This is a genomic window from Coprobacillus cateniformis, assembly GCF_009767585.1.
GTDB classification, from domain to species: Bacteria; Bacillota_I; Bacilli_A; order Erysipelotrichales; family Coprobacillaceae; genus Coprobacillus; species Coprobacillus cateniformis.
The window spans coordinates 2,143,321-2,158,428 of sequence record NZ_WSNW01000001.1 but is presented as its reverse complement, the minus strand read 5'-3'; the positions used below and the strand labels follow the sequence as shown (position 1 = coordinate 2,158,428).

The following is a 15,108-nucleotide window of genomic DNA, read 5'->3' as shown; positions in this document are numbered from 1 at the left end:
TATCATTTTCATAAATGTAAATAGTTTTAGAATATTTTTTTCATTATTTTCTGAAAATATTGGATATTTATAGTTTTAATATATAATATTTCAATAAAAAAGAAGTCAATTATTCATCATTTTGACAAATTATGACTTCTTTTTCTTATACCATTTTCTTTAATTCACTTAATAATTCTAAAGCATGAGGTAACCAATGTCCAACTGTTGGAAACATAATGACAATTTCATTTTTCATATACTTCAATTGTGGTTTTGTAAATAACCTATGAACAAGTTCAAATAAAACATCTCCTTGAATATGAGCAGAGAATTCAGATGTTAACATAATCTGGATGTTTTCTCCTGTATCCTTGACCACATCAATAAATGGTTCTGTACATAAAATCTCATACTTACGTTTCAATACAATATTATTAACTTCTCTTGGTAATGTCCCATACAAATCTTTTAAATCACTTTCTAATGATTGAATTTGAGAAAGATGCTGAGCTTTATAAATCCTTTGATAAAGATTCAATTTCTCTATATCACTCTCAACGTAGTTTTCAGGAATATAACCCTCAATATTAATATTTTGAATTGGAACTTCTTTTTCTTCAGGTTTTTCACCTGTCTTTTCGTCTATTGCTTCTTGCAAGATTTTCATATACATATCAAATCCCACACTATCAATAAATCCTGCCTGTTCCCCACCAAGAATATCTCCCGAACCACGTATAGATAAATCTCGCATAGCAATCTTATAACCACTCCCTAATTGTGCAAACTCTTTAATTGCTTTTAAACGCTTTGATGCTTCCTCATTCATTTGCTTGTTTTTAGCATATAATAAATATGCATATGCAACCCGTTCACTTCGACCTACACGACCTTTTATTTGATAGAGTTGTGATAATCCGAATCTATCGGCGTCTTCAATAATAATCGTATTAGCATTAGGAATATCAATACCTGTCTCAATAATTGTTGTACATACTAAAACATCATATTCTTTATCTACAAAGGCTTGCATAACATCCTCTAATTGTTCTTTATTCATCTTCCCATGACCAATGCCTACTTTCGCTTCTGGTACCATGCGAGCAATATGATTAGCAACTGATTCAATATTTGATGTTTTGTTATAGAGATAGAAGACTTGTCCTTTTCTTCCTAACTCTCTTTCAATAACTTGCTTGATTAACTGCTCACTTTTTTCCATAACATATGTTTGAACAGGTAATCTATTAAGTGGTGGTGTTTCAATTTGTGATAAACCTCTAATACCCATAAGTGACATTTGTAAAGTCCTTGGAATTGGAGTTGCAGTTAAAGTTAAAACATCGATTGTTTCTCTCAACTGTTTAATTTGTTCTTTTTGTCTTACACCAAATCTTTGTTCCTCATCAATACATAATAAGCCCAAATCCTTGAATACAACATCTTTTGATAAGATTCTATGTGTTCCTACTAAAAGATCGATTTTTCCATTTTTTAAATCTTCAAAAATAACTTTTTTTTGTTTCAATGTTGTAAAACGATTTAATAAAGCAATTCGAACTGGGAAATTTTCAAATCGTTTGATCATTGTATGATAATGTTGAGCGGAAAGAATTGTTGTGGGACATAAGAAAGCCACTTGTTTATTTGCAAGAATTGCCTTAAAACACGCACGTAATGCGACTTCCGTTTTTCCAAATCCTACATCCCCACATAAAAGACGATCCATTGGTCTTGGAAGTTCCATATCTGCTTTAATTTCTTTGACTGCTTCTTGTTGATCAGGAGTTAACTCATACCCAAAGCATTCTTCAAATTGAATCTGTAATGCATCATCTTTAGGATAAGCAAATCCAGCCTGTTTCATTCTTGCTGCATAAAGTTCAATAAGTTTATCAGCTAAATCATCAACCTTCTTACGAACACGTTGTTTTGTTTTTTGCCATTCGGAACTATTCAGAGAATGAATCTTAGGAGATTTTCCATCACGTGAAGCATATTTTCGAACCAATTTAAAGTTCTCTACTGGAATATATAAAGTATCATTACCTTTATATGCTATATACAGGTAATCTTTCTTTGCCCCTTTTGTTTCCAAAGTTTTAATACCCATATATTGTCCAATACCATGTGTATCATGAACAACATAATCACCAATATTTAATTCTGTATAATCATTAATGATTTTTGCATCTTTATATTTAATATAACCTTTCTTTTTCTGGGAATTAACTTTAAATAATTCCGTCTCTGTTAACAAAACAATATGTTCTTCATAGAAATCCATACCAGTTTTAAATGAACCCATATAAATATTAACACCATTGTAGATATTTTCATCATTTCCTACCATAGTATATGGGATAGCATTTTGATCTAATAACTCAATCATCATTTGTATTTGATGACTATTATCTAGACACATTAATACTTTGTTTTGAATTAAATAATCTTTAATCTGCTGAACCAATTGTTTTTCATTAAGTAAAGAGAGTTGAACTTCTCTTGTTAAAAAAGAAATTTGTTTATCATTTGTTCTAAAATCAAGAAAGTCAATTTGTTTTTGAGATAATAAAGGTATGATTTCCTGATAAAGAATCAAACCTTTTATCATTTTTCCAACACCTTGTAACTCGTGAGTATAATAAAATGTTTCTTCAACATATTGTTTGTAAACATTTGTAATTTTTTCATAGCTAGAGGTCATCAAAAGAACATGATCAAAATATGAAGATAGTGTTGTTGTTGAAGAAAATAAACTTAAATACTGATATAAACGAGTTGAATAATCATGGCCCTTTAATGCTTCTATATCAATAGAAATTTCTTCCTCTAAATTCTCTTTATACTCTTCACATTCTGTTTTATCTTTCAATGTTTCAATAACTTTTATAGCCTCTGGAATTTCCTCTTCTCTATAGAGAAGATCTGTTGCAGGCAAAATGGTCACTTCTTGAACTTTTTCTAGTGACCTCTGAGTATTTTTATCAAAGAATCTTAAACTTTCGATTTCATCATCAAAGAATTCAATACGAATTGGATTATCATATTGAATAGAATAAACATCAATAACACCACCACGTTTAGAATAATAAAAAGGTTCATCAACCCTTTGAATCATTTGATATCCACTATGTACTAAACGTTGACGTAACTCAATAGGTTCTATAACCATACCAGTTTTTAAAGACAAAGTATTCTCCATAAACAAATCACGATTAGGAATATGACGTATAACACTATGTGTATGACAGATAACGACCATATCTTGAGATTTACATAATGCTGCTAAAGCATTAATTCTTTCTCCCATGATTTCTTGGGAAGATGCAAGTGCCTCTATTCGCAAAGATTCATCACATGGAAAAAAAGCAACTTTGTTTTTTAGAATAGGATATAGTTCCTGATATAACAATTGAGCTTGGTATAAACTCTCTTTGACAATCAGCATTGGCCTTTCAGAACTGAAAAAAGCACTAGCAATGAGGATTGCCTCATCACTAGCGTGGGATACCACTATCTCGCCTTTTCCCTTCATTAAAGCAAGATAAGCTGGATTATCTTTTAATATTTGAATAATCTTTTTCATTTTTATCTCCTCTAATTATATACATTCATAGCAGCAACAAAACCTTTATTCAAGTATGTCTCAATAGCTTTGACTGCATCTTCAACTCCTTGATCAATCAGGGGCTGCTCATCTTTTTGAAAACGCCCTAAAACATAGTCGACAACCTTGATTCGAGGATGTTTATCAATACCTACACGAATACGCTGAAATGACTGTGTTCCAACATGGGCAATAATGCTTTTAACTCCATTATGTCCCCCAGCACTACCACTTTGTCTTAAACGCAATTTTCCTACTGGCATATCCATATCATCATAAACCACAAGTAAATCCTCAACATCAATCTTAAAATAATCCATAACTTGACGCACTGACTCTCCTGAATTATTCATATATGTCATAGGTTTCAACAAAATAACATCTTCCCCATGATATTTAAACTTAACATATTCACCTTTGAACTTTGTTGTAGAAATAGAAACATTCATCACATCAGACAAACGATCCATTACCATAAATCCAACATTATGTCTTGTATTTTCATAATCCTTACCAGGATTACCTAAACCAACAATTAATTTCATAAAAACTCCTATCTGACAAGTATAGCCATACAAACTCCATCTATACTTAATTTTCCATCAATTATTTTCCCTTTTTCAGTATGATGCAATACTGTATAACCATCTTCAACATCAACTTCTACTGAATCAGTCGAAGCATTAAAATAAACAATAATATCTTGATATTCTCCATCATCTTGATGTAATTTATATTGTATCATACGATGATCAATATTTTCTAATTGAACATTTGCTCGTATCATATCATAATCTGCATATCTAAAACAAGGATTATTCTTTCTTAAATGAATTAAAAACTGCACAAATTGTACTGTGTCTATTTCAAAATCCTTACGATTCCAATCAAGAGCATTAACCTGATCACCAGCATTGTAAGTATTTTGCAAACCACCTTTTGTTCTAAAGAACTCCTGACCACTATGAATAAAAGGAATACCTTGAGACAAAATGACAGCAGCTAATAATAATCTTAAACGCTTCTTCTTTGTTTCTTCATCTTCATCATAATTAGAAATCTGGAATTTATCATAACAAGTTGCATTATCGTGACATTCTACATAATTAATAGACTGTGAGATATATTCAAACATATCAAGATTACAAATCGCTTTCATAGCATCATTCGTCTTATATGTATCACCAGAAAAATATCCTTTTGTTTCCATTTGATTTGTTCCTCTTAAAGTATCTCTAAAGAAATCATTAAAGAATCCAATATGAGGAACTTTTCTATTATTTTGTATTGTTGTTCTTTTGTCTTCTGCTAAAGCTGTCATCATATTCCAGCCTTCTCCATAAATAAGAAATGAAGAATCTAGCGCTTTTCCCTGGGCATCTATAAGTTTCATTGTTTCAATATCTATAAGTCCCATAAGATCGAATCTAAAACCATCAACACCATACAAAACTTGCCATCGTTTACACATATCTAGAATATATTTACGACACATCTTTGCTGTTGTATTCAAATCATTTCCACACCATGATCCATTAGACAAACTGCCATCATCATTTCTTCTAAAGAAATAGTGTGGAACTGTTTTTTCTAAAGCATTCATGTTGACATCATGCATATGATTATACACAACATCTAGCACAACTCTCATTCCTCTTGAATGAATGAATTCAATCATTTGTTGTGCCTCATAGACACGTTTATACCCATCATTAGGGTCTGTTACATAACTTCCTTCTGTTACATTATATTGAGCAGGATCATAACCCCAATTGTATAATTCTGATGGGTTTTTCTCATCTACAGTTGCAAAATCATTAATAGGCATTAATTGTATATGAGTGACACCTAAACATGATAAATAATCTAAACCTGTAGGATTGCCACTGTCAGTTGATGTATGCGGCTCTGTAAATGCAGCAAATTTTCCTTTGTTCTTCATACCACTTGTAGAAGACATTGAAAAATCTCTAACACTTGTCTCATAAATAATTGCATCTGTTTTATGCTCAAGTGGTGGCAATTGATGTGGTGGCATAGATAATTTTTGTAAATCAACAATAATATTTGTCCGCCCATTTGATGATGCTGCATATGCATAAGGATCCATTGAGATATCATAATTTCCAGCATGTTTAATGAGATAAAAATAATGAGCATTTTCTAAATCCTCTTCAACAGTATAGCTATAAACACCTTTTAATCCTCTTACCATTGGATAAAGAAAATCTTTTCCATCCTTGATAATCTTTAAAATGACACCAGTTGATAGTGGTGCCCATACCTTAAAAGTTGTTTTTTCTCTTGTATAACAATTTCCTAAATCATCACCTTCATAAAAATAAAGTTCATCAAATTCTTTACACATAGAAAGATATGAAAAATCTAAAAAGCATGTCAATCCATAAGCATCAACGATCTTATAGACTCTTCCCATATGAAATGAAACATGAAAAGCATATTTTTGAAAATCAGGATCATCACTACTATCTAATGCATCTCCTGTTAAAAGAATTAATTCATCAGATTCTAAATCTTTTAAATAAAATTTACTACTTATTCCATTATAATAATTCTTAGAGAGATAAACTCTTATTTCATTAAAATTTATAGCGATAGCTTTCATTCTTATTGCATTAGGTTCCATATTTATATTCCTTTCTCAAACTAAAAAAGCGAGATAAAGCGAACACTTTTCCTCTATGTATAGAGTATAACATAAACTATCTTAAAAAACTATCAAAGTTTGTCAAACTAAAAACTCCTAAAAAATAAAATGACCTATATATAAAATATAAGTCATTTCTGTAGTTCTTTAATCATTTAATAAAATGATTTGTATGAAATTTTTTGACATTCACATTTATTAAAGTATTGGAATGCTTAAAAAACATTATGATTAAAATACCTTATTTATAACTTTTCTTTGAAAATCTTCATGTATTATCAATTTCCTTTCTATCTTTAAATGTTCTTCTGTACATACTTATAACCAACTCAAAGGACTAACCTCATATTTATAGACAATCTGTTCATCTAAAACAGCCATCTTACCTTGTTTAAACTCTTTTCCTATTCCCTCACCTATCTTAGATTCTGCCCATAAATCTATCCCTTTGTATCACTTTATAATAGATATACTCCTCTTAGAGATGTTCAAAATTCCTTATCGGATTTCCCGTAAAGAAACCTATTTTTATTTTTCACATACATTATACTTCAAATTGAATATATGTGTAATAAGCAAACAATTCATAAATATAAAAAAGATCTAAAACTATCTCAATGATAATATTAGATCTTTTAATATTTTTATTCTATGAAAGTGTGCTCGTCTTTTAACGTTTCACTCTATCTAGTTTCCAAATATCAGATACATATTCTTCAATTGTACGATCTGAAGAGAAATATCCAGACTGAGCAATATTAACTAAACACATTTTTGACCATTTAGCACGGTCACGATAATATGCATCAATCAATTCATGTGCTTTGACATACTCTTCAAAATCAGCAAATAAGAAATATTCATCATTTCTATTCATTAATTCATCAAAAATCATTCTAAATTCTTCTCTAGATTCATGGAATGTTCCATCAACAAGTGAATCCACAACACGTTTAATATGTGGATTATTATTATAATAATCCCATGCATTGTATTGTCCATGTTGTCTCAATGTTTCAACTTCATTATCTTTTAATCCAAAGATAATAATATTGTCATCTCCAACACGTTCAGCCATTTCAACATTTGCACCATCTAATGTTCCTATCGTAACTGCTCCATTCATCATGAATTTCATATTACCAGTACCACTTGCTTCTTTTCCAGCAGTTGAAATTTGTTCAGAAACATCTGCAGCTGGCATGATTTTCTCAGCAATTGTAACTCCATAGTTTTCAATAAAGACAACCTTTAAGTAATCACTCGTCTCTGGATCATTGTTTACAATATCAGCTACACTGTTAATCAATTTAATAACCTTTTTAGCAAAGTAATAGGCAGGAGCAGCTTTAGCACCAAAGATAAATGTTCTTGGATAAATTCTAAATTCAGGATTAACTTTCATTTCTTGATATAAGTAAATCACATGCATGATATTTAACAATTGTCGTTTATAAGCATGTAATCTCTTCACCTGAATATCAAAAATACTATTTGTATCTATACGAATTCCATTATGTTTATAGATATAATCAGCTAAAACTTGCTTTCTTTGTTGTTTCACATTATAGAATTTACCTTGGACAATTGAATCATCAACATATTCCATTAATTTTTCTAATTGTTCAGGATGCTTTAACCAATCAGTTCCAATTGTTTCATTTAACAATGCAGACAATTCTGGATTGGAATAAGCTAACCATCTTCTATGAGTAATACCATTTGTTTTATTATTAAATTTATTTGGATATAAGAAATTAAAATCTTTCATCTCTTGTTCCTTAAGAATTTGTGAATGTAGTCTAGCTACACCATTTACACTGAAGCTTCCAGCAATCGCTAAGTGAGCCATATAAACTTGTCCATCTTTAATAATCATAACTCTATTTAATAAGTCATCATCATGATCACTGACCTGTTTAACATAGCCAATAAATCTACGATTAATTTCCTCAATAATCTGATAAATTCTTGGTAATAATGATTCCATTGTAGATACAGGCCATTTTTCTAAAGCTTCAGCCAATATAGTATGATTTGTATAAGCACATGTGTGTGATGTAATATGCCATGCTTCATCCCACTCCATATCATATTCATCAACCAAAATTCTCATTAATTCTGGAATAGCTAAAACAGGGTGTGTATCATTTAACTGAATAACATTTTTTTCATGAAAATTACTTAACGAAGGATAAACCCTCAAATGATTTTTAATAATTGCACGAATACCTGCTGATACAAAGAAATATTGTTGTTTTAAACGCAATGTACGACCCGCCAATGTAGAATCATCAGGATAAAGTGTTTGACAAATATCACGCACTTCCTGAGCATATTGTCTAAAATCTTTATTTGAAGGAATCTCTTCACTTGGTTCAGCATGCCATAAACGAAGTGTATTTGTGACTGTTGTATCATTTCCAACAATAGGCATATCATATGGAACAGCACGAACGCATTCAGCATCTACATGTTCCCATTTTCCAGTTTCTTCATTCCAAACAACACGACCCCAGAATTTAACATCAACAGCATGTTTTGGTTTACGAACTTCCCACATATTCCCCAATCTTAACCATTGATCAGGAACTTCTACTTGATAACCGTTTTCAATTTTTTGTTTGAACAAACCATATTCATAACGAATTGTATTTCCAAAAGCAGGATATGAAAGAGATGCTAATGAGTCCATAAAACAGGCCGCTAACCTTCCTAAACCACCATTACCAAGTCCAGCATCTGATTCTAATTCCTCTAAATCATGAATATTGATTCCATAGTCCTCTAATCCATCTTTAGCAATTTCATAGATTCCTAAGTTCATCATATTGTTAACTAACAGACGACCAATTAAAAATTCCATTGAAAAATAATGAACTTGTTTTTGATAATTCGTTTTTGTTGCCATTTTTGTCATAGCCCAGTTGACAGAGGCATAATCTCTAACCATTGTTTCAAGAACCATAAATTTTTCAGTAATATGAGATTCTTCTACAGTTCTCCCATAAGACTCAATAATTCTTCTTGAAAATTCATATTTAAATTCTTCTTTTGTTTTGAACATACATTTCTCTCCCTTTAATTTCTTTTCAATTCAAAGACCATAGCTGAGAATGGTGCAATATTGACTGCAATTGAATTCTCTTTATGAACTGCTGGTACTTTCTTCGATTTGATTGCACGCTTGTTAATAAAATGACTACCCGTATAACAATCAGTATCAGTGTTAATGATCTCTTTATATGTTCCTGCAACAGGTACAGGAATTTTATACCCTTCATGAGTATTCCCCACAAAGTTCATAATACAAATTAAAACTTCACCATCTGGTGCATAACGTGCATAGGCAAATACACTTTGTTGATTGTCATCAACAACTAGCCACTCAAAACCTTCAGGATAATAATCATACTGATAAAGTGCAGGATGACTTAAAATCATATGATTTAAATCACTAAAATATTTATGGAAAGAATCATGTTGTGGATATTTTAGCAATACCCAGCCTAATGCTTTCTTTTCGTCCCATTCTTTATACTCAGCCAATTCATTACCCATAAAGTTTAATTTTTTACCTGGATGAGTCATCATATACAAGTAAAGAGTCTTACATTGAGCAAACTTCTGATCATTATTTCCCCACATCTTATCTAAGATTGTTCCCTTACTATGAACAACTTCATCATGTGATAAAGGTAAAATATAATTTTCTCTATAAAAGTACATCATAGAAAAAGTTAACTTGTTGTGAGTATCAGGATGTTGACGGAAAATAGGATCTTTCTTAAAATATGCCAATGTATCATTCATCCAACCTAAATCCCACTTATAATCAAAACCTAATCCGCCAGCATGTGGTGCTCTTGTGACATTAGGATAATCACTAGAATCTTCAGCAATTAACATTACACCAGGAAATAAGCCATTCATATGTGAATTCATGCGTTTCATAAATTCAATTGCACCATCATTAACGCCTCTTTCTTTATTTCCTTTCCAATAAATCAAATTACTAACAGCATCAAAACGAATACCATCAATATGAAAATAATGTGCCCAATAATGAACAGAAGACATCAAGAAACTACGCACTTCTTCTCTTCCTAAATCAAAATAACAACTATCCCATTCTGTATATCTCAAATTAATATCTGGATATTCATAAACATAACCACCATCAAATTGATGTAATCCATGTCCATCTTTTACAAAATGTGCAGGAACAAAATCCATAATCACACCAATATTATTTTTATGACAAGCATTAATAAATGCCATTAATTGTTTAGGATTTCCATAACGACTTGTTGCACTAAAATATCCTGTCGCCTGATATCCCCATGATCCATCAAATGGGAACTCAATCAAAGGCATTAACTCAATATGAGAAAATCCATTTTCAACAACATAAGGAATAATTTCATCAATCATTTCCTCATAACTATAATATTCACCATCTTCTTCATCAGTAAAATCTTTTTTCATCTTCCATGAACCAATATTGGCCTCATAAATATTTAAGACTTTATCAAAATTCTTTGTACGCTTATTCAACCAGCGCTTATCTGCCCACTTAAATCCATCAATATTATAGACCTTAGAAGCAGTTGCAGGACGAAGTTCACTAAAAAAAGCATAAGGGTCTGCACGATCTACCCATGAACCATTAGGTGTCTCAATGCGGTATTTATATGTAGCATACTGTTTTATATGTGGAATAAACAATGTAAAGATACCTCCATCAGTATATCTTTCCATATAATGTTCTTCCCCATTCCAGTTATTAAAATCCCCTACGACTTGAACACTCTTTGCATGAGGTGCATAAACACTAAAACGAACACCTTTGTCACCATCATTTTCTTCAAGATGTGCTCCAAAGACTTTGTACATCTCTAAGCAGTTACCTTCATGAAAGAGCTGAATTAAAAAATTATCTAATTTTGCCATGGTAAAACCCCTTTCGTATAGTTTTATTATACATGATATGATTTTAAAAAGCATTAAGATTTATCATTTGAAAAAATATAAATTGAAACACATATCCTCCCAAAAAGACAAAAAGTAACAAGTCTGTTTTTGAGACTTGTTACTTTATTCATCTTTGATAAACTCTATAATATCATTAGGAGTACATTCTAAAATATGACATAATTTCTCCAATGTATATGTTGAAATTCCTTTATTATGTTTGAGATTATGTACTGTTCTTGGGTTAATATCATGTTTATGAATTAATGCATATGAAGATATACCCTTTTCTTTCATTTTATCAAATAATGGTCTATAACTAATCATCTCTCATCACAACCTCTGCTATATTATCCCCTTTTCATTTCATAATGAATATACTGAAAAATGTATCTATATAGATAATTGACATTGTTAATGAGAGTATTCAAAAAACTAAAAATAAAAATAGTGAACTTTATAGTTCACTAAAATTATTTAACAACAACTTCATTAATATCTTTGAGTATTATAGAAAAACTTCCATCAGGTTGCTTAACCTTCTCTAAATGACTACCTGATAAATATTCTTCAATAGGCAAACGCACTTCAATCTCATCATCTAAGACAAGTTTACAAGTATCAATAGCTCCAGCTAATGCTTTAATTTGATCTTCCTCACCAATACCCAAATCCTTTAACATGACTTCACTTTCTTCCTGTGCCTGATAATCTCTTTCAAGTACTTTTTTAACAATTTCTAAAGGTTTGACTGGCTGATTACTTTCCATTTTTTCTTGAATTTCTTGTTTCATGAGTGGCAATGCCTTGCCATCATTAACATTATAAATATCATCCATCTTTTTAATAACTTTTTTCATAGTGGAAAACTTTTGTTTATCAGTTAATTTTTCTTCACCTTTTATCCATTGAGGATTTAAATAAAAGTCAGGCTTTCCATCTATCGTATATTTCTTTTCAATCAAAAACAATTGTTTTTGATCACAGTTCATAATAATGGCTTCATCAACTGCTGCTCCCATCATTGGTAAAACCTGCTGTTTCGTAATACGTACAATTCCATCTTCAACCACACTCATTGGAATCATTCGGTAATTCAGCTTTAAGACAGCGACATGTCTTTCTCCATTTTTATAACAATCCACAAAAAGAACATTACTATTTGGCATCTCTTCAATCACTGAACCTAATGCAAATAGTTTATCTGTCATTTCATTAGCTTGCTTTATAAATTCTTCATCACTTTCAATTAACTTTTCACTTCTTAACATCATTTCATGTAAAGAACCTACAGTTAACTCTTTCATAACTGGAGAATTCAAGGCTTTCTCAACCTTTTTTCGATAATAATCAATTGATGTCTCATTCAAATCAACAAATGATGCTGAATGAAAAATTTTACGATGTTCAAAATCTAACATATGCATTAATATTTTATTAATAATGATTGTATTCATATTCTTCACCTGCCGATGTGATTATATCATATTTCTTTTCACATTATAAGAAATACTTTATAATATTATCGAGGTGAAAACAATGAAGATTATTATCGCACCAAGTAAAACAATGAAGTATAAAGACAGTGGCTTTGAATTAACTGAACAATTCTTTCCTGAGCAAACACAATATCTCCAGACACTCTTAAAACAATATAACGATGAAACTCTATGTGAGCTTATGAAAATATCATATAAACAAGCAACTCAAGTTTATCATTATTTTCATCAAACATACCCGTCTTATCCTGCATTATCCTTATATCAAGGAACTGTTTTTAAACAACTAGAACTTGATCAATATAAAAATCATTTAGATTATCTTAACTCACATCTTAGAATCATGTCTGCTTACTATGGAACATTAAAGTACAATACAGGTATAACGCCATATCGTTTAGATATGACAATGAAACTTCCACATGTAAATCTCTATGAATATTGGTATACCCCTCTCTATCAGCATTTTGAGAATGAAGATTTTATTATTTCATTAGCATCAAAAGAATTCACAATGATGTTGCATCATCCTCATATTTACTTTATTGATTTTATGGAAAGAAAAGATAATCAATTCAAAAGAAATGCAATGATTATTAAAAAAGCGAGAGGTCAGATGCTTAATCAAATGATATTACAAGAAGTACATACTTTAGAGGATATTCAAAAACTAAATATTGATGGCTTTACATACAATCCAATATATAATCAAGAAGGTACACTTGCTTTTGTGAGATAAAAATATAGAAACATAATTGACATTCATATATGCTCTGCTATAATGGGTATTGCTCGGAGGGCAAATCATTAAAATGATTAGCTGGACAAGGGTATAGATCTTTAGAATCTATTCCTTTGTCCAGTTTTTTATGTTTAGAGGAGGAAACGAATATGGATTTCATAAATGGAAAACTAAAACCAATTTATTTCAAATATCTTGCTGCAGCCTTTGGGAGTGCATTAATCACATCCATTTATTCTATTGTTGATATGGCTATTGTTGGACAATATCAAGGACCTGATGGAACAGCTGCATTAGCAGTTGTGGCACCTATATGGAATATTATATTTAGTTTAGGACTGCTTATGGGTATAGGTGGTTCTATCATATTTAGCACTTTAAAAGGAAGTTCAGATCAAAACACTCACAGTCAAAATGAATATTTTTCAACTGCTGTCATAGGTTCTCTTCTTTTGGCTGTCATATTTTGGATTGTCATTATCTTCTTTGACAAACAACTCCTTACATTTTTTGGAGCCAAAGACAATTTAATGCCATTAGCCTTAGAATACTTAATTCCCATAAAATTTGTTATTCCATGTTTTTTATTCACACAAATGTTAGCTGCATTTTTAAGAAATGATAACAGTCCTACATTGGCGACTGTAGCTGTCCTCTTAGGTGGCGTTTTCAATATATTTGGTGATTATACTTTTGTCTTTCTTTTTGATATGGGTATCTTTGGAGCGGGATTGGCAACTGCTATTGGATCAGTTATCTCATGTTTCATCATGTTATTACATTTCTTATCAAAGTCGAATACATTATATCTTGTGAAACCTACACATATCTTTCTTAAATTCAAAAAGATTTGTGTCACTGGATTTTCGACGTTCTTTATAGATATAGCAATGGGCATTCTTACAATTCTTTTCAATCGACAAATCATGAAATATCTAGGTACAAATGCTCTTTCAATTTATGGCATTATTGTTAATATAAGCACTTTTGTTCAATGCTGTGCTTACAGTGTTGGACAAGCTTCACAACCTATTATTTCTATGAACTATGGTGCAAAACAAGGGGATAGAATCAAGGAAACCTTAAAGTATGCGCTCTGTTCAGTCGCTTTCTTTAGCATCTTATGGAGTGCATTATCGCTTTGCATACCCAACATATTTGTTACATTTTTTATGAAACCAACTGATGAAATACTTGCAATGGCTCCAGCTATTATAAGCATATATGGACTTTCATTTATATTACTGCCATTCAATATTTTTTCTACTTATTATTTTCAGGCATTATTAAAACCGCAAATATCTTTTATTATTTCCATAACAAGAGGATTAATTGTTAGTGGTATTTTGATTTTCTTACTCCCACTATTGAATGTTCATTATATTTGGTTCACTATGTTATTTACAGAGATAATTGTCGCATTCTTCTCAGTTATCTCAATGATATACTACACAAAATCTTTACCTGCTAAAACCCACTAAAGTAACGCTGATAAAAAAGTATTATTCTCACTTTTCAGTTTGAATGATACTTTTTTATAAATATATAGACTAAGTTCAATAAACTTAAATTCATTTATAGCCGTTTTTCATTATATATTATTAAGCATTAAAATATTTACGCAATTTAGAAT

9 protein-coding genes are annotated in these 15,108 nt (G+C 30.7%); 2 read left to right on the top strand and 7 right to left on the bottom strand.

What is annotated here, in order from left to right; all coding sequences use genetic code 11:
- Window positions 1–145: 145 nt before the first annotated feature.
- The 7 genes from mfd to GQF29_RS10735 form a co-directional block, all read right to left on the bottom strand.
- A complete protein-coding gene (gene mfd, locus GQF29_RS10765) occupies window positions 146–3,571 on the bottom strand; it encodes a transcription-repair coupling factor (protein ID WP_008787327.1) in 3,426 nt (1,141 codons plus the stop codon).
- An 11-nt stretch (window positions 3,572–3,582) separates the two neighbouring features.
- Window positions 3,583–4,137: an aminoacyl-tRNA hydrolase gene (pth, locus tag GQF29_RS10760; RefSeq protein ID WP_008787326.1), complete on the bottom strand. Its 555-nt coding sequence runs from the start codon at window positions 4,135–4,137 to the stop codon at window positions 3,583–3,585.
- Window positions 4,138–4,145: 8 nt separating this feature from the next.
- Entirely contained in the window at window positions 4,146–6,239 is a 2,094-nt protein-coding gene (gene pulA, locus GQF29_RS10755; protein ID WP_008787325.1) for a type I pullulanase, read from the bottom strand.
- 691 nt (window positions 6,240–6,930) lie between these two features.
- A complete protein-coding gene (locus tag GQF29_RS10750) occupies window positions 6,931–9,327 on the bottom strand; it encodes a glycogen/starch/alpha-glucan phosphorylase (RefSeq protein ID WP_008787324.1) in 2,397 nt (798 codons plus the stop codon).
- Between the two features lie 14 nt (window positions 9,328–9,341).
- Window positions 9,342–11,213 (bottom strand): 1,4-alpha-glucan branching protein GlgB, encoded by a 1,872-nt coding sequence (gene glgB / locus GQF29_RS10745; protein ID WP_008787323.1) that lies wholly within the window; start codon window positions 11,211–11,213, stop codon window positions 9,342–9,344.
- A 144-nt stretch (window positions 11,214–11,357) separates the two neighbouring features.
- Window positions 11,358–11,561, bottom strand: coding sequence for a helix-turn-helix domain-containing protein (locus GQF29_RS10740; protein WP_008787322.1), 204 nt, complete (start codon window positions 11,559–11,561; stop codon window positions 11,358–11,360).
- A 146-nt stretch (window positions 11,562–11,707) separates the two neighbouring features.
- Complete coding sequence (locus tag GQF29_RS10735; protein ID WP_008787321.1) at window positions 11,708–12,691, bottom strand: nucleoid-associated protein; 984 nt, start codon at window positions 12,689–12,691, stop codon at window positions 11,708–11,710.
- 82 nt (window positions 12,692–12,773) lie between these two features.
- Between GQF29_RS10735 and GQF29_RS10730 the strand changes: the two genes are divergently transcribed.
- Both GQF29_RS10730 and GQF29_RS10725 read left to right on the top strand, forming a co-directional pair.
- A complete protein-coding gene (locus GQF29_RS10730) occupies window positions 12,774–13,472 on the top strand; it encodes a YaaA family protein (protein ID WP_017143935.1) in 699 nt (232 codons plus the stop codon).
- A 152-nt stretch (window positions 13,473–13,624) separates the two neighbouring features.
- On the top strand, window positions 13,625–14,956 hold the full coding sequence (locus GQF29_RS10725; protein ID WP_008787319.1) for an MATE family efflux transporter: 1,332 nt from the start codon (window positions 13,625–13,627) through the stop codon (window positions 14,954–14,956).
- Window positions 14,957–15,108 lie beyond the last annotated feature (152 nt).